The organism is Nostoc sp. (genome assembly GCF_036917235.1).
Classification (GTDB): Bacteria; Cyanobacteriota; Cyanobacteriia; order Cyanobacteriales; family Nostocaceae; genus Nostoc.
On record NZ_JBALDU010000030.1, the window covers coordinates 26,430 to 46,355 of the forward strand.

The window sequence follows — 19,926 nt, forward strand, 5'->3', positions numbered from 1 at the left end:
CAGCGTGAAAATTGTTTTAGAGAATATTCACAAATCTTACGGCAAGCGAGTAATTGTCAATCGTGTCAATCTTTCTGTTGCTCAGGGCGAAATCGTTGGTTTACTAGGCCCCAATGGGGCTGGTAAAACGACGACTTTTTACATTGCCACAGGTTTAGAAAAACCCAATCAAGGAAAAGTTTGGCTTGGTAATGTAGATGTGACGGGAATGCCAATGCATCAAAGGGCACGACTGGGTATTGGCTATCTAGCACAAGAAGCAAGTGTTTTTCGCCAACTCTCGGTAGAGGATAATATTCTGCTGGTGCTAGAGCAAACTCATGTGCCACGATGGGAGTGGTCAATCCGACTTAGAACTTTACTGCGGGAGTTTCGGTTGGAAAAATTAGCTAAAAGTAAAGGAATTCAACTTTCTGGTGGTGAGCGACGACGGACGGAATTAGCAAGGTCTTTAGCTGCTGGACGAGAAGGTCCCAAATTTTTGCTTTTGGATGAACCTTTCGCGGGAGTCGATCCGATCGCAGTTTCAGAAATTCAACAAATCGTAGCACAACTGCGCGATCGCGGCATGGGAATATTAATTACAGATCATAATGTCCGTGAAACCCTCGCTATCACCGATCGCGCCTACATCATGCGTGAGGGACAAATCCTCGCTTTTGGCGCTGCTGACGAACTCTACAGCAATCCCCTCGTGCGGCAATATTATTTAGGGGATAATTTTCAAGTCTAAATTAACAATTATTTAGTTAATAATTTCAAAGGATATTTTGATTTTTGGTTCTTCAGCATGAATTTATGAATTCATTTTAGTTCTGCTTTCTCGGCTATTGAGAATTAAACTTCGATGCTGAATAAATTAGATACAGTAGTTTGCAATTAAGTGAGGTAGAGAGCCTAACTTCAAGACCAGATATAAAGACTATTTTTCTCCTGCCACCTGCCTCCTGCCTCCTGCTATATACTTTGCTTTCCCAGGGTTGCCAATATTTGAATTTTAAAGTTGCTTATGATATCAAAGAAGCTCACGTCTTTTAATAGTCTCTATTCGCTGCTGCCTTTTACGATCATGGATCGCTACCTTGCCAGCGAATTGTTAGCGCCGTTTTTCTTTGGTGTCGGAGCTTTTTCATCAATTGGCGTCACCATTGATGCTGTATTCGATCTCGTCAGAAAAATTGTCGAATCTGGGCTACCCATAGACATTGCTATTCAAGTTTTTTTGTTAAAATTTCCCAATTTTATTGTTTTAGCTTTCCCCATGTCTACGCTGCTGGCTACTTTGATGACCTACAGTCGTCTTTCTAGCGAGAGCGAATTAATTGCTTTGCGTGGTTGTGGCGTCAGTGTCTATCGCATGGTGCTAACTGCTGTGATGTTAAGTCTTGTGGTTACAGGAATGACATTTGTGTTTAACGAGGAAATTGCACCAGCAGCAAATTATCAAGCGGCGATGACTCTGGATAAAGCGCTGAAATCAGACAAGCCAACTTTTAAACAACAAAATATTTTCTATCCTGAATACCAGGATGTTGTCCAGCCGGATGGCTCTAAGAATCGGATATTGACACGCTTGTTTTACGCCGACCAATTTGATGGTAAGCGGATGAAAGGGTTGACAATTATAGATCGCTCAACAAAAAATCTGAATCAAATTGTGGTATCAGAATCTGCTCAGTGGAATCCTTCTCAAAATGTCTGGGATTTTTACAACGGTACAATCTATTTTGTTGCTGCCGATCGCTCTTATCGCAATATCGTCAAATTTGAACACCAACAACTACAACTACCGCGTACACCATTAAGTTTGGCAGAAAAAAGCCGCGATTATGGTGAAATGAATATTTCTGAAGCACTACAGCAACTAGAAGTGGAAAATCTTGGTGGCGATCGCCAAAAAATTCGTAAACTTGAAGTGCGGATTCAACAAAAAATCTCTTTGCCCTTTGTATGCGTGGTTTTTGGCTTGGTAGGTGCAGCGATGGGAAGCATACCGCAACGGACGGGGAGAGGTACAAGCTTTGGGATTAGTGTCGTAGTTATATTTTCGTACTACTTAATTTTCTTTATTAGTGGGGCGATCGCACAAGCAGGTGTCCTCTCTCCCTTTATGGGGGCTTGGTTGCCCAACTTTATTTTTTTGGGAATAGGTCTATTCTTATTGATGCGAGTTGCCAGACGTTAAATTCAGGTAAATGCGGCAGTACATAAACAATATTAAACATCTGGTGAAATTAAATATGCGTTATCCATAACCCCTGTAGAAATATCGCGGTGGTAAATCTCTACATTCTTTTTCACCAGATGTCTATTATTCTCCCACTTCAATTACGGGTGATAATTTCGACATTGTGGTGCATCGGGGTTTTCCTTGCAGTATTCTTCAAAAGAAACTTTAGCTGATATCATGCCCTCAGCTTTCTGATGAGCTGCTTCTGCCTGAAGTTCTTCTACCTCGTCCCAGGCAGCAGCACAGGGTTTAGAATAAGCACCTTGTTCAGTGCAAATAGCACGAGCTTGCTCAATTGCTTTTTGAATTCTCTCCTCCAGCAGTAGGGCTTTTGGCGCTTCCACAAAGTCGCTTTTAGTTAAAATGTCGGTAATCGAGATGATGCCTAACAACTTGCCTTGAATCACAGGTGCGCGATGAATCCCAGTGTTAGCAAATAACCGCGCTACATATTCCACACCCAAATCAGGATTGACTACGATGCAGGGCTTGCTCATAATTTCATAAACCCGCACTTGCTTTGGATCTTTCCCGTAGGCTGTGATCTTATAAACAATATCTGTTTCTGTAACAATGCCATAAGCATCATTGTCATAGCGACGATCCACAACCAGCGCTCGCAATCCTTTATCCTTCATCAGCCCCACCGCTTCAGCAACAGTTGCCGAACCGCGAATGGTAACTACGTCTTTGGTCATGATATCTTCAGCTTTCATCATTGTTGTAGTCTCCTGGTTAATAGTCCGGTGCAGCACTGCGCCCTCATGGACGTATCGAAGCATTGCAGCGCACAGTTTGCTCTAACTAGAAAGTAAAAAAAGTTGAACTTTTGCCCAGCTACAACAATAAATTAGACCAGTTGTCAACTTCTGATGTTATCCAATGTAACCAATGCCCAAAAACCAAGCATAAATTGTGATAATATTTTGCCGATTAACAAATATTTATTTTTTAATTGCCGAAAATTGCCGCATTTTCCAGAAATAGCTAGAAATTAAATTGGTAATAATATGAGCAACAATCGGCACTAACAAGTTGCCCGTGAGCAGGGCGCTATATGCCAATATCATCCCGACAATTGTTGCCCAAATTACATAAGGCCATTGTTGGGAGCCGCTAAAATGCAAGATGCCAAAGCAAAGACTAGATACAATTACAGCTGTAAGATCGGAGCCTAAAGCTGGTAGCATCACACCCCTAAATAACAATTCTTCACTCAATCCTGGTAGCAACCCCAGCCAAATTAAATCTGGTAAAGCTAAAGGCTTCAATACTACTTCTAGGTAATAATCTGCACTTTTACGATAGGCAGTCCACAGGCGGTAAGTTAAGCCACTTAACGCAGTGAGTACTAACCCCAACCCTACACCTAACAGCAACTCTCTTGGATTCAAGTCCCAAGAAAGTAGCGAAAAGTTGCCCAAGTATAACGAAAGTTTGGCGACTATCAACAAAATGATTGCAGTCGCTCCCATCGCCCCAAGTATTTGGATGCGCGTCAGGTATGGAATTTCTGGCTCTTGCTTTTGTTGTTCAATCACGGGTTTTTTAGGGGAGAGGGGCAGGGGAGTAGGGGGGCAGGGGAGCAAGGGGGCAGGGGAGCAAGGGGGCAGGAGAGCAGGGGAGCAGGGGAGCAGGGGAGCAGGGGAGAATAATTTTTAGCTGTAATTTAGGGAATTAGTATGAATTCTAACTTCATACTCCTGCCTCCTGCTTCCTGCCTCCTGCCTCCTAGCTCCTAACTAATGGACTGCAAAGGTAATAATTTGGGACGGAGAGCGCAGGGATTGATGCCTGCTTTGTGTGCTACCAATACACCCACTGCTTCTAAATATGAGTTTACCTGTATAGATTTGATCCCCAAAGGTTGGGCAGGAACTTTTATCAGAGTTTTATTTTCTTCTACTGTAATTATTTGGCATTGTCTTTGGCTTAAACTCAGTAAGGCACTGCTACCACAAGCATTTGCAGGTACGATCGCAGCATCCACTTCATCTGCCCAAATATCTCCTTTCTCTGATGCGATCGCTGCTTTATCTATTATAAATTGTGGGGCACGACTTAATCCTACAAGCACACACGGCAAAAAGGTATAGCCCAATTCTTCAGCGGCGGAACGGGGCGATAAATTAGGTTGTGGAGGTTCGCTCAAAAGGGCGGGAGAATGGGCGCAAGGAATTTGAAAGGTTCGCACTAGCAAATGGCTAATTACGGCTTCTGCACCCGCTAAAGGATCTACACCTTCACCCTGGCGATATTTTTGTACTGCTTCCTCATCCATATCATCGGGGAAACGGGCAACAACTGCGATCGCTTCTGCCCCCGCTTTTTTAATTAATATCTCAGATGCCCGTAACAAACTATCTGGGTTGCCAATTGTTCCCCAACTCGCTCCCGATGCTGTAGTCCGTAATTCTACATTTAATGGTGCATCAGTAATTACATAATCTGTTAAGGTCAATCCGAGAGTTGCTCTGACTGCATCGGCTGCTTGTATATGTCGTAGCCGTAACTCTGGCTCAATACCTTGGTCTAAAAGCAAACCTACTTTGTTGTTGCGGACTGGACGCAAACCCCAGCATCCAGAAGCGAATTTGTCAAGCCCATAACCTTCAACATAGAAAGCATTAGGGAGATTCCAGTACAAACTTGCGCCATTCAGGACATTGGGGTGAGTAATTAGGCGATCGCAAACCTGTGCTATAACTTTTGCAACAGGCAAAGAATCTCCTGCATAACCCCCAATGGCAGCTCCAACGCCAGTTGGTACGATTAAGATAGCGGTGTATGGACGATTCATCTTAAATTAAGAGTGCTGAGTTATGAATGATGAGTTTATGATTCACTTGCCATCAAATCCTAACTCTTGTACAGACGCGATTAATCGCGTCTCTTCTCCTAACTCTTAACTGTCGTAACAACGGCTTCAACTGTAGCTTTTTGTTCTTCAACGTCCACAGAAGTAACTGCCCAACGCAGAGGTTCGCCTTGTTTCTTTAACTCTGTTTCAATTACTTCTAGTAACTCTGCGGGAGTTTCTTGTAAATCAATTTCTGCGGTAATAAAATGAGTCGTCATTTTGGTAAATCCTGTTGATTTGTAGTTTCTAGAATAGCTGACTTCATCTGCGATGAAATACTTATGTAATTTATCAGATTTGGTAATCTCAATAAACAGTTATTCAGTTATGAATAATCATCCGATATACTGATAACTGTTCGCTGATTATTTGCCTTTGCCAAATTGTAACTGATAAACTACATCTTCTTTTTCTGTCTGAATTTTCAAATCAGAAAGGGGTTTGGCAACACAAAGCAATACGTAACCTTGCTTTTGCAAATCTGGACTAACGCCCATACCATCAGCTTGATCCACAGTTCCCTCGCTTATTTGACCGGCGCAAGTTGTGCAGACACCTGCATTACAAGAACTCGGCAGTTCCAAACCAGCAGCATCGGCAACTGATAAGATCGTTTCATTTTCAGGAACTTGCAAGGTATGAATTTTGCCTTGGTGATCAATTTCTACGGTGTAAGTTTTGGGCATATACAAAAGAAGGTCATGCTACGGACAAATTTATTAGTTTATCTGAATTAGTTAAAAATATCCAGATGTTACTATAAAAATTTAGGTTAAAGATTGATAATTATAGCAACTAATTCTGAACAATTTTTATATTAGTAACATTAATTACTATACAATACACAAATAAATTAGTTAAATTTGCTTACTATAAAATATGCGCGATCGCGTTTCTTTAGAGACTGTATCTGTAAGTCTGCCTTTTGGCATTGGTTCGATGTCGTGGAAGGTTGACACCACACAAAAGAAGGCGGCTTGGTCGCTTTATGTGGAATTGGTGACACGGATTGCTGTGCAACCATTAGAAGTTGACCAGGGTTTGGTACGAGAAGCGATGAACTCTCTTTATAGTTTATTTGGCACTACCCGCGAAGTTCTCAAAGCAGCCGGGCCAGATGTGGGTGCTAGTCGTGATTCAGTGGGGGGAATTGCGATCGCAGTGTTGAATAATGGGTTAAGGCCGTTTTTGGCTAAATGGCATCCGTTGTTGCAAGCGTGGGAAGCTAGACGACCTGTGGGGGTGAGTCCCAAGGAACATGAGCAGAGTTGGTCGGAGGAACCCAAGTTGCGAAGTGAGTTGGAAGTTTTGCGAGGTGGGTTGGAAGATTACGCGAAGGCGTTGGCAAAAATTGCTGGTGTGGAGGAGTAATAAAAATTATTGGAAATGAGAATGTTTAAAAAGTTCTCTTGTTGGTAGCAAAACGTTCTAGATCCCCCTAAATCCCCCTTAAAAAGGGGGACTTTTATTCCGGTTCCCCCCTTAAAAAGGGGGGCTAGGGGGATCTAGAAGTACTTAAAATCACAGCCAATTACTTTTCAAACAGCCTCTTAGATAGTTTTTGTTAATGTGAAAACCCTTGTAGAGATGTTAAAAGAAACATTTCTACTCTACAAAAAATTATTTTGCTTGTTTAAGCACACCGGATGAAATAACAAGGAGTATTTATGGTTCATGATATATTTCTCAGCCATGCATCTGAAGATAAAGAGACATTTGTAGAAGAATTGTACAAAAGACTAACCGAGGCACAATATAAAGTATGGTATGACGAAAATGAACTCGGCTGGGGAGACAATTTAAAAATAAAAATTAAAGAAGGACTAAAGGCATCAAAGTATGGAATTGTGGTAATTAGCAATAACTACTTTGCTAAACATAAAGAATGGACTTTTATGGAGTTCGAGCAGATATTAACAACTAATAATATTCTGCCTATTTTGCATGGTATAAATATGCAAACAATTAGAAATTCTCATCCAAAAGAATATGAGGAAATAAAGAATTGGGTGGCAATCAGTAGTGATAAAGGGATTAATTATATTGTCCAGCAAGCCAAGAAAAAAATCGGCGATCGAGAGTCTGAAAAAGGTATAGACTACACCAGACTGGGCGACTTAGTAGCAGCAAAAAACTGGAAGGAAGCCAACGAAGAAACCTATCGAGTGATGATTCAGGCTGTAGGTAAAAAAGATGGCGACTACTTCACCTCACACGAACTCTTAAATTTTCCTCGCACTGACTTACGCACAATTGACCGCTTATGGGTAAAATACAGCTATGGACACTTTGGCTTCAGCGTCCAGAAGCAAATTTACTTGAGCGTTGGCGGTATAGCTGACGGCAAGTATTACGAAGAAGCCTGGGAAAAGTTAGGCGATCGCGTAGGATGGAGAGTGGAAAGAAGTTGGCTCTCTTACTCAGAAGTTACTTTTGATACCTCTTCCCCAACAGGACACCTCCCTCGCGTTAGGTTTAGTGGGGGGGTGAGGTGGTTGTTGTGGGGGGGGGTTTGGGGTGGGGGTGTAGGTTGGTGTTGGGGTTGGTGTCTCTTCTCTCGCATCGAGACTTTTAAACTGTAACATTTAAGGCTTTCAGATATTTATAAAGATTTATTACCAACCCCAAATGCACGGTAGAATCAACATTTCACAATTCCGATACCTGGCACGGTGCAATTCGCAATTCGCAATTCGTTTAGAGTAAAATAAATAACATTTAAGTCTGGTAAAAAGTATTATTAATTCAGACTCAAATGTATGAATCAAAATATTTCTATTAGCGATAGAACGAAAGCCTTGGCAATCAGGATAGTGAAAGCTTGTACTTTCTTAGATGAAAAGCCTGGAATTTGTCGAACATTATCAAATCAACTACTACGTAGTGGTACTTCCATTGGTGCAAATGTCAGAGAAGCTCAATCTGCTCAATCCAATAAAGATTTCCTTCACAAATTGGAGATTGCACTTAAGGAAGAAAGAGAAACTGAATATTGGTTAGAAATATTAATCGAGTCGGAATTAGTTGAAAAAAATAAATTTGAGTCTCTTCTCCAAGAAACCAAAGAAATTGGTAAAATTCTAGTTGCTTCTACCCGAAAAATCAAAGATAAAATTAACGGCAACCTATCTAGTTAATTGCGAATTGCGAATTGCGAATTGCGAATTGCAAAGTGTATAATTTTCGGTAAATCTTCTGGCTGTTTTGGTTCCAGAAGATAATGCACATGATTGCTCATAATGCACAAAGCATAAAGCTTAAATTGATATTTTTCCTGTGCCTTCTTGATGGCATACAGAAAAACTTCACGGCATTCTAACCGCGTTAGGCGAAATTCGCGGTTATTGCAGCGAGTCGTGATGTGATAGCAGAAACCTGATTGAAAATTGCGTTTTGGGCGAGCCATAAAAAAATCGCTAAAATATCATGCTGCTATAAGAGGATGTTTGAAAAGTCCTCTTGTCGGGATCAAAAATTTTAGATCCCCCTAAATCTCCCGATAAATTGGGGGACTTTGATTCCGGTTCCCCCCTTTTTAAGGGGGGTTAGGGGGGATCTAAAGTGCCTAAAGTCACAGCGAAATACTTTTCAAACAACCTCTAATGCACTCACCAACAAACTTTTGAGAAAATGTTACAACTTTAACTCTTAAAGTTACAACATTAAGCTTTAAGGTTATAACATTAAGCCTTAAGGTTATAACATTAAGCCTTAAAGCTAGAACATTAAGCCTTAAGGTTATATGATTAAGCCTTAGAGCTAGAACATCAAGCCTTAAGGTTACAACATTAAGCCTTAAGGTTAAAGCGATCGCTCATAGCGTTTCTCAATTGCATAGAATACAGATCATTTGTAGGGTCACAGCAATGCTCATAAGTGTCAAATTAAGCTGAAATGCTTACCCAATATACATTTTTCCGCATCCCCAACCCTTCCCTTACCAAGCTACAGTGTACACAAAAGTCGAATTACCCCCCTTAATCCCCCCTTTATAAGGGGGGAAATTAAGATTTCCGGTTCCCTCCCCTTTCCAAGGGGAGGGTTAGGGTGGGGTAAAACTGACACAAAAACTCAGTGAGTAAACTATAAAAGACTTGTGTGTACACCGTAGTTTTACCTTACCAAGAGGAGGGGCGGTTTTGGCTTTAGACAAAACCGGGGTAAAGTGACGCGGTAAGTAATGGTAAGTGAATGAACTCAATTTCACGTCTTGACAAGAGTTTCACGTTAGTTTACACCAATGTGTATTGCATCCATAGACGCGTAGCGGCTACTCTGCCAGAACGCTAAAAGCGAACCCGCAGGGTACAAGAACCGCTATAGAAGTAAAAGTGCGATGCTTTTGCAACAACATTGTAGTTTTCGTACAACTTAAACATAATATTATTTCACTGAAAATCAACCTTTCGTGATTAAACTCAGAGAAATTACTGGCATAAATAAAAACTTTTACTCAGAAAAATGCGCTTTTTGCTGAACCAGAATACAGGTTAATTAAGACAAAATAGTTCTGTAGAGCTATTAAAGGTGTAAAATTGTGCCTCGAACAAAACGTAGTTCCCGGATTTTAGAAAAAGCTGAATTTAGAGTTGCCGGACTGAAAGCTATCGATCCAAATATCAATTTTGATAATATTTACAGCTTGCAACACTTGAGTCAATTAATAGAGCAGTTTCACAATATGCTTAATGATTATAACGCTGCTATAGCTATGATTGACTCTTCTAGAAAAAAGCTGGATGAGATGGAAAAAACCTTAAATCAGGTTTCAGACAAAATGCTGGTAGGGGTTGGTTTTAAGTACGGCAAAAACAGCGATGAATATGAACTTGCAGGTGGCGTTCGAGACAGCGAACGCATCCGTAAAAGTAGATTGACACGCTTGAAAGCTAATACAGATAAAACATTAGATAAAAATGCAATAACCGTTTAGTACCATTGCGCAGAAGTTTAAGCGACTAAAGTTAAGTGCATTTTGGGCGAAGTATAAAAAATTAAAAGTAATGAGCCAAATGTGAAATTCAAGGTGTCTATATCCCCAACTTCTCAAAGAAGTCGGGGATATATTGTCTTACGAATGATTCAGGACTACTATATAATAAAACTTTGCATTAACCCAGAACTTCCGCAATCTTAAAACTGAATGACCCGGTTTATACATGATAAATTTGCTAAAGACTATCTAGAAGAATTATTAAAAGATTACGGAGAAGTCAAAGCATCAGAAAAAGTTGCGGGAGAGATTAAAGAAATAGATGTTTTATTCACTCCTGCCAAACAGCAAAACTCTAATTTACAAATACTGGGTTTGCTAGGAAGATTTGCTGAACATCCTGCGATTATAGAACCCTTCCGAAATCCAGCTTCTACCGATGAAATCTGCGACTGTATTCTAAAATTATTAGAAATCAAAGCTCTCCTGCGACGAGAAGCTAAAACCAATAAAACCAAACTTCAGGATTTAGAAATTCCAAAATTGTGGGTTCTTACACCAACCATATCTGAAACCAGATTGTCTAGCTTTGGAACTATACAAAAAACAGGTTGGTTATCAGGAGTGCATTTTTTGCCAGATGCATTGCGGACAGCAATTGTAGCGATACACCAACTACCCCAAACACCAGAAACATTCCAGAAACATTATGGTTGAGGCTTTTAGGTAGGGGAAGTGTGCAATCACAAGCGATTATCGAGTTGCAAGCGTTACCATTAGATCATCCATACCAGAAAGCAACTCTAGAATTAGTTTACAACTTGCGCGAAAACTTGAGAGTAAACCAACAATTAGAAGCAGATGATAGGGAGTTAATTATGCGACTAGAACCACTTTATCAAAAAGACAGAGAACAAGCTGTACAGTCAGGAGAACAACGTTTAATTACACGTCAACTCAATCGCCGTATTGGTGAGATTGATGCATTTTTAGTTGAGAGAATTAGAGAATTATCTATTGAACAATTAGAGAACTTAGGAGAAGCATTGTTAGACTTTTCCAGCATTTCCGATTTAGAAGCTTGGTTAAATCAACAATCAATCTAATTCATTATTATTAGACCTGGTGACTATAAGTCGCGGCTATATAGACTTGTTTTGCGGAGTGGAAATACAAAACCCACCTTTCCTTATGGAACGCTATGCGAACGTGGGTTAAAAAACCTTAATTTTATTTTAGTCCACCTCCGTGGACTAAGTTTAGTGTAGTAGCGAATGGAATTTGCCCAATACTTTTCAAATACTAAACTTTCAGTATAAAAAAATTGCAGCCACCCGATTACTCGTAAGGCTTTCAGCTATAAAAGTAAGCTAAACTTTTATAGCCAAGTATTGACTAAAAATATTTCATAATTAAAGATAGAACATCCCAATGGAGAACATAAAAATGCTAGAACAATATCGTAAACACGTTGCTGAAAGAGCAGCACTCGGTATTCCCCCTTTACCATTGGATGCCAAGCAAACCTCAGAATTATGTGAATTACTGAAAAATCCGCCAAAGGGTCAAGAGGAGATATTATTACATTTATTGAGCGATCGCGTTTCTCCTGGTGTCGATCCAGCAGCTTATGTTAAAGCTGGATTTCTCACCGCCATTGCCAAGGAGGAAATCACTAGTCCGTTGATTGCGCCTATAGAAGCAGTGCAATTGCTGGGCACAATGATCGGTGGTTACAATGTGCAATCTCTAATCGATTTGTTGCAATTGCCCACTGTATCCCTCTCCGACTCATCTGAAACACCTCTGGTAATGGGCGGACAAGGAAAGGAACCCATTTCCGCCTACGCCGCCAACGCCTTAAGCAAAATCCTTTTGGTGTACGACGCTTACCACGATGTTTTAGAGTTGTCTAAAACCAATCCTTACGCCAAGCGAGTAATTGACTCTTGGGCGGAAGCTGAATGGTTTACCCTTCGCCCCACAGTCCCAGAAGCAATTACTGTCACCGTTTTTAAAGTTCCTGGCGAAACCAATACCGACGATTTATCCCCTGCCCAAAGTGCCACAACTCGCCCGGATATTCCCTTACACGCCTTAGTGATGTTAGAGTCACGGCAACCGGGAAGTTTAGCAACCATTGCCGAACTGAAGAAAAAAGGGCATCCTGTAGCTTACGTGGGAGATGTAGTTGGTACAGGTTCCTCGCGTAAATCTGCCATTAACTCTGTATTGTGGCACATGGGAAATAATATCCCTTTTGTGCCAAACAAACGCGCTGGGGGTTATGTTTTAGGTGGTGCGATCGCGCCAATCTTCTTTAACACTGCTGAAGATGCCGGTGCTTTGCCTATTCAGTGCGATGTCACCAAATTCGAAACCGGCATGGTAATTACCATCCATCCCTACAAAGGCGAAATCACCAACGAAACAGGCGAAGTCATTTCCACCTTCGCCCTCAAACCTGATACCATTCTCGATGAAGTCCGCGCAGGTGGACGCATTCCCCTACTTATTGGACGTACCCTCACCGATAAAACTCGTCTTGCACTTGGTTTAGAACACAGCACCGTTTTCACCCGTCCCCAGCAAGCCTTTGATACAGGCAAAGGCTATAGCCTAGCACAGAAAATGGTAGGTAAAGCTTGTGGATTACCTGGTGTGCGTCCCGGCACATCTTGTGAACCCATCATTACCACCGTTGGTTCTCAAGATACCACAGGCCCCATGACCCGCGACGAATTAAAAGAACTCGCTTGTCTTGGTTTCAGTGCAGACTTAGTGATCCAAAGTTTCTGTCACACAGCAGCTTATCCCAAACCAGTAGATATCCAAACCCATCACGAACTCCCCGATTTCTTTGCTTCTCGTGGCGGTGTCGCCCTCCGTCCCGGTGATGGTATCATCCACTCTTGGTTAAACCGGATGCTGCTACCCGACACCGTGGGAACTGGCGGCGACTCTCACACCCGCTTCCCCTTGGGTATTTCCTTCCCCGCCGGTTCTGGATTAGTAGCCTTTGCAGCCGCCTTGGGTGTCATGCCTTTAGATATGCCAGAGTCAGTTTTGGTAAGATTCAAAGGAGAATTGCAACCAGGTATCACCCTGCGGGATGTCGTGAATGCCATTCCTTACGTGGCAATTCAAAAAGGTTTGCTGACAGCAGAAAAGCAGAATAAGAAAAATGTTTTCTCCGGGCGAATTTTGGAAATAGAAGGTTTGCCAAATTTAAAAGTTGAACAAGCCTTTGAACTCACCGATGCCAGTGCCGAACGTTCTTGTGCTGGATGCACAATTAAGCTGAGTGTAGAGACAGTTTCGGAATATCTGCGTTCTAATGTCGCGTTACTGAAAAATATGATAGCGCGGGGATATCACGATCCGCGTACCATGTTGCGCCGTGTGGCAAAAATGGAAGAATGGTTAGCAAATCCCGTGTTATTAGAAGGCGATGCTGATGCTGAGTATGCCGAAATAATTGAAATTGATTTAAACGAAATCAAAGAACCAATTGTTGCTGCTCCCAATGACCCCGATAATGTTAAATTATTATCGGAAGTTGCTAACGATCCAGTACAAGAAGTATTCGTCGGTTCTTGTATGACAAATATCGGTCATTATCGGGCAACAGCGAAAGTTTTGGAAGGCGCAGGTGAAGTAAAAACTCGCCTGTGGATATCACCACCAACCCGCATGGATGAACACCAATTAAAAGAAGAAGGTGTATACAGCGTTTTTGGGACTGCGGGTGCTAGAACAGAAATACCAGGATGCAGTTTGTGCATGGGTAATCAGGCGCGAGTTGCTGATGGCACAACAGTATTTTCTACCTCTACCCGCAACTTCAATAATCGCATGGGTAAAGATGCGCGAGTGTATCTTGGTTCGGCAGAATTAGCCGCAGTTTGTGCGCTACTGGGACGGCTGCCGACAGTACAGGAATACCTGGATATTGTGGCGAGTAGAATTCATCCTTTTGCAGATGATTTGTATCGGTATTTAAACTTCGATCAAATCACTGGTTTTGAAGATGAAGGGCGAGTGATTTCTAAAGAAGAGCAGGCTTTGTTAGTATAGTTTAATTAGGTGGGTGTTATGCCCACCTAATTTTTAGCGTTTCCAAGAGGAATATTAATGACTAGTCCATCTTTGATAAATGAAAAAAATCTTTATGAACAAGATTTTTACTTGTGGACACAAACAATTTTCCATCAGTTAAAAGAAAATAATTTTAAGGAAATAGATATACTTAATCTAATTGAAGAAATTGAAAGCATGGGGAGGAGTGAAAAACGCAAGTTAAAAAATAGATTAATTGTGCTATTAATGCACTTGCTCAAATGGCAATATGAACCAGACAAACGTAGCGAAAATTGGCGCAGTAATATTTCTGAACAACGTATCTGCATTGAAACATTATTAGAAGATAGTCCAAGTTTGCAACCTCTACTTGCAGAAGTATTTGAAGATTGTTATCAAAAAGCTCGTATTAAAGCATCTGATGAAACAGGGATTAAATTAAATTTCTTTCCTCAAGAATCTCCTTTTACATTAGAAGAAACCTTAAAAAATAGTTATTAAGTTGGAGGAAGGAATGAATTTTTATACCGTCGTACTCAGAAAAAATTCTGGCTATTGGGTTGCTTTATGTTTAGAAAACGGCATTGTCGGGCAGGGAACTAGTCAAGAAGATGCAATTAAAAAGCTAAAAGAAGCAATTGAATCTTTTGAGATTGTTTATGAGTCTGAAAGTAATATTTATAAATCTCCCGTTTCAATAGATGAATTACATGAATTTTTATCTGTTGAAGAAAAAGAACAAGATTTAGAGATATATGAATTAAGGAAGGTTTATGCCTAAAAATATACCTTCCTTGAAACCAAAGGAGTTAATTAAGCTTTTAGAACAAGCAGGTTGCACATTTCATAGAGAAGGAAAAGGCGACCATTGTTTATATACTCGTGAAGTTGATGGTAAAAGAAGAGTAGTTCCTATAGATATGGGTGCAAGAGAAATGTCTCCTGGTTATGTTTTGCGTATTTTTCGGCAGTTTGGCTTTACTGATGAGGATATTGAAAGTTTGTTAAAGTAAGTAATTTTGGGTTGTACTGCATTCAACAAACCTACGACTAAACTTATTTTAATTGATTCTTTCTAGCCATATTTGCAATGCCTTATCAACTAGAGATTTTATATCATCAACAAATATTCCCTGTTTTAAAAAACTGCCTTTATTTTCTGGAACAGAATAATAAATGTGATTGAAGAATTTTTTCCAAAATATACTTCCTTCTTTCACAGGAGCATATCGCCGATATGTGAGATATTCTTCCGTTGGATCAATTTGCATTCTAGCAATAGTTTTATTTTGGCGACTGGGAATAATTAGCCATAAAAATAATAGTATCTTTTTCGATTTTCTATCAAAACATAACTCTGCACATTGCCTCATCTTATCCTTACCATATTTACTTGCATATATGATGCTTTTATTCACTATTAGTTCTTCTAATCTATGATCGAAACTTAATATCTGATGTCTAATTGTCCTTAAATTTTCTATTTCTGTGTTTGTTAAAGAACCTAACCAATCTAATAATAATCTTGGTGCTTCAGGAATATCATCATTTTCTTGATTTTGGAGATTAACTTCTTGATAATTAATTTTTATAATCTTTGTTTCTGATTGATTATGAATTTGAGATAAATGAAAATAGAATTCATTGTTTTCATAAACAATGAAAAAAGTAAATAAAATAAAATTTAATCTACTGTGTTTTTCATCAATTAAATTATGACGATGAAAGCTCGGACATATCGCTAGCAACCGAATTTCCTTATCATAATTAATATTAGTTTTTAAAGGTTGTTCTTCTAACAAATTGTCATAATAGCGTGTAAGTTGATTAATCACATATCTATCTTCTGTATTTTTCAGTTCAATAATAACTAGTTGATTATTTTCTCCTGTTGCTAAGATGTCACAAATTTCTCCTTTTATAGATAATTGGCGCGTTAAGGGCTTTAGTTCAAATATTTCTTCTAAATTATCCCAAACAAAAGTTTCTAATTCAGACTCATCAATAAATTTCCAGCCTTGCTCGGTTTTGCGTAATGCTACGTTCTTTTGCATAATCTAAGTTAAGTAATAATAGTTAGATAAGTCGATTATTTTTTCAATCATCATGAAACATAAAAGTATTTATATAAACTCTTTGGCTAATATATTGTTCCAAACCCATACAGACTTATGTATTTAATTTATACTAAAAACTATCTGATGTCCTTGTTTGGACAAGTGAGAGTAGTGAAGTGCGATCGCATCCTCGCACTTCGCACACAGACCTAACCCCCCAACCCCCTTCCCTACAAGGGAAGGGGGAGAAATCCAGCTCCCCTCTCCGCTTCGGAGAGGGTTGGGGGAGAGGTCAATTCATGCGATCGCGATAAACTGTTAAAATCTAATTACCTGACACCAGATTTTTCACACATAGGAATTACTAAAATGCTTGAAGTTCACAAAAACTATGTTCTTGACGAAAATCAACGACCTATTGCCGTACAAATTCCTATCGCTGAATTTGAAAAGATTGAAGAAATTCTTGAGGATTATGGTTTAGCAAAACTCATGGAGGAAGTAGAGGAAGAAAAACCATTATCAAAAGATGAAGCACTACAATATTATCAATCACTAAAAGAGAAAAATGTGGCAAGTTGAATATACCAAAAGATTCTTGAAAGAACTTGCTGCTTTACCAATTGAGATCCAAAGCCGCATAGAACCTATCGTGTTTCAAGAAATTGAATCAGAGAATCCCTTTGAATTAGGATATCTTGAAAAGCTGAAAGGCTATAGCGATAAATATAAAATTCGAGTTGGTGATTATCGGATTGGCATTACTCTTGATCGAGAAACAAAAACATTAATCTGCAAACGAGTTGCTCATCGTAAAGACATCTACAGAATTTTTCCTTGAAGCACTGTAAAACTTGTTATCATTACTGTATACATACCCTAATACCAGTAAAGCGGCAAATGCTGTGTGATCTCTATGGAAGTGAAGATGTCAAAATCCGCCAAATTACTATAACCTATGGTAAGGGTAAAGACCTGCTAGTAATTTCTGAACAACGTATCTGTATTGAAACATTATTATAAGATAGTCCCAGTTTGCAACCTCTACTTGTAGAAGTCTTTGAAAACTGTTATAAAAAAGCTCGTCTCAAAGCATCTGATGAAACAGTAATTAAAATAAATTTTTTCCTAAAGTATCTCCGTTTACATTAGAAGAAACCTTAAAAAATAGTTATTAATCGCATCCTCGCACTTCGCACACAGACCTAACCCCCCAACTCCCTTCCCTACAAGCGAAGGGGAAGAAATCTGGCTCCCCTCTCTGCTTTGGAGAGGGGTTGGGAGTTAAATCTATGACTCAACTTAGAAGCATAGACTAGATAGCCCTGACAACGGGGCTGAAGCAGGAAATGTAACTGTATTGTAACGGTGGCTTTAGTTGACGTTGCAAAAGTTTACATTTAGAATGGAATCGTCAAAAACAGATAAGTATTTATTCTTATTTATCCTGATAAATTGACATTCAATGAGTATATGTTCTTACCTATGTCAAAAATTTAATATTCATAGAGTTAAAGAATGTTTACAAAAGTATTGATTCCTTAATATAATGAAATTAAAAGCGATAAGCCAAATTGATTGTCAGAAGTGATGAATGCTATTGAATTTCCCTGGCTAACAGCCATAATCCTCTTACCCTTGGTGGCTGCCTTAGCCATCCCCCTAATCCCAGACAAGGAAGGTAGAACTGTCCGCTGGTATGGTCTGGGAGTTGCTTTTGCCGACTTTGCACTGATGATTTATGCCTTTTGGTATAACTACGATTTTCAAAGTTCAACACTCCAACTTGTAGAAAACTATCCTTGGATACCGCAGTTGGGTTTGCATTGGGCTGTGGGGGTTGACGGTTTATCGATGCCCTTACTGCTTCTGACAGGCTTAATAAATACCCTCGCAATATTCGCGGCTTGGAAAGTTAACACCAAGCCGCGATTATTTTATGGTTTGATGTTAGCGATGTACAGCGCCCAACTTGGCGTATTTGTTGCCCAAGATTTGCTGTTGTTCTTCCTAATGTGGGAAATCGAGTTAGTGCCGATTTACCTGCTGATTTCCATCTGGGGAGGACAAAACCGCCGTTATGCCGCTACCAAATTCATTCTTTACACCGCTGCTGCATCAATATTTATCTTGATTGCTGGTTTTGCAATGGCATTCTCTGGAGATACCGTCACCTTCGACATGGCGACTCTAGGAATGAAAGAATATCCCAAAACCTTAGAATTGCTGGTTTATGCAGGTTTCTTGATTGCCTTCGGTGTAAAGTTACCAATTTTCCCTTTACACACTTGGCTACCTGATGCCCACGGTGAAGCATCAGCACCCGGTTCAATGATTTTGGCTGGTGTTTTGTTAAAAATGGGTGGTTATGCTCTTATCCGCTTCAATGTGGAAATGTTGCCCAATGCCCATGTGACTTTTGCTCCAGTGTTAGCAGTTTTGGGTGTGGTTAACATTGTCTACGGTGCTTGCTGTGCCTTTGCTCAAACCAATCTCAAACGCCGTTTGGCTTACTCTTCAATTGCCCACATGGGGTTTGTGCTGATTGGGATTGCCTCTTACACAGAACTGGGTATCAGTGGTGCAGTGTTACAGATGGTTTCCCACGGCTTGATTGCTGCTAGCTTGTTCTTCCTGTCTGGAGTGACTTACGATCGCACCCATACCTTAATGATGGATAAAATGGGCGGTATGGCCAAGGTAATGCCCAAAACCTTTGCTCTGTTTACCATTGGTTCAATGGCTTCTCTCGCATTACCCGGAATGAGTGGTTTTGTGGGTGAGTTGATGGTATTTCTGGGTATCGCCAGCAGTGATGTTTACAGTTCCAGCTTCAAAGTTGTAGTCGTGCTGCTGTCAGCAGTTGGCGTGATTTTGACACCGATTTATTTACTGTCGATGCTGCGTCAAGTGTTCTACGGGGAGCAAAATAAAGAGTTGCACTTGGATGCTGTAATATCTGATGTTAAACCCCGCGAAATATTTATTACTGCTTGTTTGCTACTGCCAATCATCGGAATCGGGTTTTATCCCAAGTTAGCAACGCAGACTTATGATGTAAAAGCAGTAGAATTAGCTGCTCATGCTCGTCAAGTTCTACCAGTTGTTGCTCATCAACAACCATCAAGTTTGTACTCGCGTATTTTCTCTGCACCAACATTGGCTACTTCTCAAGTTGAAAGTTCGATTAACATTCTGAGTAAATTAACTTCCCATTAAGGGGTCTGCAAGTAAATTCTAAATATTAGGAGAATAAAGGGGTGGTTTCATAACCACCCCTAAAATTTTGGCATTATTGAGTTGAAATAGATTTTTAGGTAAGGGCAATTTATGTCGACAATGTTAGTTTTATTCATATCCCAGCAAACTCCAGTTTGAATCCTGACAAAATTTAAGTTTTAATAAGCACCATATTTCCTCACAAGTTCCTCATATTCTTTTTGTAACTTCAAGATAGAGACACTCAACTATTGCAATTAATTAGCTTGAGAGTTTACAGCCTTCTTGCGTTGGGGTCTTTCGGCAAAAGCTAGACTACCTCTTTTTTTAGCAAAGGTATTAAGGCTTAATTCTACTTATGCATCTGTAGGAGAGTTCTCTCATGGATTTTACAGAGAAAGTGCCATTTTTTCATCTCAAGACTTTAGACTATTACAGGTGAGTCTTACGTAGGTGATGCTATACCTACACTAAGTTAATTCCTGCCACAGTTAAAAACGATTTAGTTTCTAAATAAAGTAAACCTTCTAGAGATTTATCCTGCACT

22 protein-coding genes and 1 pseudogene are annotated in these 19,926 nt (G+C 40.0%); 16 read left to right on the top strand and 7 right to left on the bottom strand.

Going from position 1 to position 19,926, the window contains the following annotated elements; genetic code table 11:
* Positions 1 to 4 precede the first annotated feature (4 nt).
* Together lptB and V7K44_RS09575 are read left to right on the top strand one after the other, a co-directional pair.
* The gene (lptB, locus tag V7K44_RS09570; protein WP_094351303.1) at positions 5 to 733 is read left to right on the top strand and encodes an LPS export ABC transporter ATP-binding protein; all 729 of its coding nucleotides are present in this window, start codon (positions 5 to 7) and stop codon (positions 731 to 733) included.
* 336 nt (positions 734 to 1,069) lie between these two features.
* A complete protein-coding gene (locus V7K44_RS09575; RefSeq protein WP_334930879.1) occupies positions 1,070 to 2,185 on the top strand; it encodes an LptF/LptG family permease in 1,116 nt (371 codons plus the stop codon).
* Between the two features lie 143 nt (positions 2,186 to 2,328).
* Here V7K44_RS09575 and V7K44_RS09580 read toward each other — a convergent pair whose 3' ends face one another.
* The 5 genes from V7K44_RS09580 to V7K44_RS09600 all read right to left on the bottom strand — a co-directional run bounded on the left by V7K44_RS09580 (position 2,329) and on the right by V7K44_RS09600 (position 5,776).
* Positions 2,329 to 2,949 (bottom strand): CP12 domain-containing protein, encoded by a 621-nt coding sequence (locus V7K44_RS09580; protein WP_292778001.1) that lies wholly within the window; start codon positions 2,947 to 2,949, stop codon positions 2,329 to 2,331.
* A gap of 225 nt (positions 2,950 to 3,174) precedes the next feature.
* Complete coding sequence (locus V7K44_RS09585; RefSeq protein ID WP_334930881.1) at positions 3,175 to 3,771, bottom strand: CPBP family intramembrane glutamic endopeptidase; 597 nt, start codon at positions 3,769 to 3,771, stop codon at positions 3,175 to 3,177.
* Between the two features lie 197 nt (positions 3,772 to 3,968).
* Positions 3,969 to 5,030 carry a DUF3326 domain-containing protein gene (locus V7K44_RS09590; protein ID WP_334930883.1) on the bottom strand — a complete coding sequence of 354 codons (1,062 nt, stop codon included), beginning with the start codon at positions 5,028 to 5,030 and terminating at the stop codon, positions 3,969 to 3,971.
* Positions 5,031 to 5,128: 98 nt separating this feature from the next.
* Positions 5,129 to 5,308, bottom strand: coding sequence for a hypothetical protein (locus V7K44_RS09595; protein WP_334930885.1), 180 nt, complete (start codon positions 5,306 to 5,308; stop codon positions 5,129 to 5,131).
* A 147-nt stretch (positions 5,309 to 5,455) separates the two neighbouring features.
* Positions 5,456 to 5,776 carry a 2Fe-2S iron-sulfur cluster-binding protein gene (locus tag V7K44_RS09600; RefSeq protein ID WP_334930887.1) on the bottom strand — a complete coding sequence of 107 codons (321 nt, stop codon included), beginning with the start codon at positions 5,774 to 5,776 and terminating at the stop codon, positions 5,456 to 5,458.
* Between the two features lie 193 nt (positions 5,777 to 5,969).
* On the opposite strand from V7K44_RS09600, the gene V7K44_RS09605 reads away from it, so the two are divergent.
* The 3 genes from V7K44_RS09605 to V7K44_RS09615 all read left to right on the top strand — a co-directional run bounded on the left by V7K44_RS09605 (position 5,970) and on the right by V7K44_RS09615 (position 8,227).
* Entirely contained in the window at positions 5,970 to 6,461 is a 492-nt protein-coding gene (locus V7K44_RS09605) for a hypothetical protein (protein ID WP_323200641.1), read from the top strand.
* A 296-nt stretch (positions 6,462 to 6,757) separates the two neighbouring features.
* Positions 6,758 to 7,672, top strand: a complete 915-nt coding sequence (locus V7K44_RS09610; protein ID WP_334930892.1) for a GUN4 domain-containing protein — start codon at positions 6,758 to 6,760, stop codon at positions 7,670 to 7,672.
* Positions 7,673 to 7,849: 177 nt separating this feature from the next.
* Entirely contained in the window at positions 7,850 to 8,227 is a 378-nt protein-coding gene (locus tag V7K44_RS09615; RefSeq protein WP_334930894.1) for a four helix bundle protein, read from the top strand.
* On the opposite strand, the gene V7K44_RS09620 is transcribed toward V7K44_RS09615, so the two are convergent.
* Complete coding sequence (locus V7K44_RS09620) at positions 8,224 to 8,496, bottom strand: transposase (protein WP_334930896.1); 273 nt, start codon at positions 8,494 to 8,496, stop codon at positions 8,224 to 8,226. The genes V7K44_RS09615 and V7K44_RS09620 overlap by 4 nt on opposite strands.
* A gap of 1,131 nt (positions 8,497 to 9,627) precedes the next feature.
* On the opposite strand from V7K44_RS09620, the gene V7K44_RS09625 reads away from it, so the two are divergent.
* From V7K44_RS09625 to V7K44_RS09650, 6 genes and pseudogenes are all read left to right on the top strand, one after another.
* Positions 9,628 to 10,023: a hypothetical protein gene (locus tag V7K44_RS09625; RefSeq protein WP_334930898.1), complete on the top strand. Its 396-nt coding sequence runs from the start codon at positions 9,628 to 9,630 to the stop codon at positions 10,021 to 10,023.
* Positions 10,024 to 10,233: 210 nt separating this feature from the next.
* A pseudogene (locus V7K44_RS09630) lies at positions 10,234 to 11,129 on the top strand (DUF4351 domain-containing protein).
* Between the two features lie 340 nt (positions 11,130 to 11,469).
* A complete protein-coding gene (acnB, locus tag V7K44_RS09635) occupies positions 11,470 to 14,100 on the top strand; it encodes a bifunctional aconitate hydratase 2/2-methylisocitrate dehydratase (protein ID WP_334930900.1) in 2,631 nt (876 codons plus the stop codon).
* Positions 14,101 to 14,157: 57 nt separating this feature from the next.
* The gene (locus V7K44_RS09640; protein WP_334930902.1) at positions 14,158 to 14,604 is read left to right on the top strand and encodes a DUF29 domain-containing protein; all 447 of its coding nucleotides are present in this window, start codon (positions 14,158 to 14,160) and stop codon (positions 14,602 to 14,604) included.
* A gap of 13 nt (positions 14,605 to 14,617) precedes the next feature.
* The gene (locus tag V7K44_RS09645; RefSeq protein WP_334930904.1) at positions 14,618 to 14,884 is read left to right on the top strand and encodes a type II toxin-antitoxin system HicB family antitoxin; all 267 of its coding nucleotides are present in this window, start codon (positions 14,618 to 14,620) and stop codon (positions 14,882 to 14,884) included.
* Entirely contained in the window at positions 14,877 to 15,116 is a 240-nt protein-coding gene (locus tag V7K44_RS09650; RefSeq protein ID WP_334930906.1) for a type II toxin-antitoxin system HicA family toxin, read from the top strand. The genes V7K44_RS09645 and V7K44_RS09650 overlap by 8 nt, the downstream gene beginning before the upstream one ends.
* Positions 15,117 to 15,164: 48 nt before the next feature.
* On the opposite strand, the gene V7K44_RS09655 is transcribed toward V7K44_RS09650, so the two are convergent.
* Positions 15,165 to 16,157 carry an endonuclease NucS domain-containing protein gene (locus V7K44_RS09655; RefSeq protein WP_334930908.1) on the bottom strand — a complete coding sequence of 331 codons (993 nt, stop codon included), beginning with the start codon at positions 16,155 to 16,157 and terminating at the stop codon, positions 15,165 to 15,167.
* 372 nt (positions 16,158 to 16,529) lie between these two features.
* Here V7K44_RS09655 and V7K44_RS09660 point away from each other — a divergent pair, with 372 nt between their 5' ends.
* From V7K44_RS09660 to V7K44_RS09680, 5 genes are all read left to right on the top strand, one after another.
* The gene (locus V7K44_RS09660; protein WP_334930910.1) at positions 16,530 to 16,742 is read left to right on the top strand and encodes a hypothetical protein; all 213 of its coding nucleotides are present in this window, start codon (positions 16,530 to 16,532) and stop codon (positions 16,740 to 16,742) included.
* On the top strand, positions 16,729 to 17,001 hold the full coding sequence (locus tag V7K44_RS09665; protein WP_334930912.1) for a type II toxin-antitoxin system RelE family toxin: 273 nt from the start codon (positions 16,729 to 16,731) through the stop codon (positions 16,999 to 17,001). The genes V7K44_RS09660 and V7K44_RS09665 overlap by 14 nt, the downstream gene beginning before the upstream one ends.
* Positions 17,002 to 17,060: 59 nt before the next feature.
* Positions 17,061 to 17,183, top strand: coding sequence for a hypothetical protein (locus tag V7K44_RS09670; RefSeq protein ID WP_334930914.1), 123 nt, complete (start codon positions 17,061 to 17,063; stop codon positions 17,181 to 17,183).
* 12 nt (positions 17,184 to 17,195) lie between these two features.
* Positions 17,196 to 17,312 carry a hypothetical protein gene (locus tag V7K44_RS09675; protein WP_334930917.1) on the top strand — a complete coding sequence of 39 codons (117 nt, stop codon included), beginning with the start codon at positions 17,196 to 17,198 and terminating at the stop codon, positions 17,310 to 17,312.
* A 438-nt stretch (positions 17,313 to 17,750) separates the two neighbouring features.
* Positions 17,751 to 19,379 carry an NAD(P)H-quinone oxidoreductase subunit 4 gene (locus tag V7K44_RS09680; protein WP_334930919.1) on the top strand — a complete coding sequence of 543 codons (1,629 nt, stop codon included), beginning with the start codon at positions 17,751 to 17,753 and terminating at the stop codon, positions 19,377 to 19,379.
* The last annotated feature ends 547 nt before the right edge of the window (positions 19,380 to 19,926 follow it).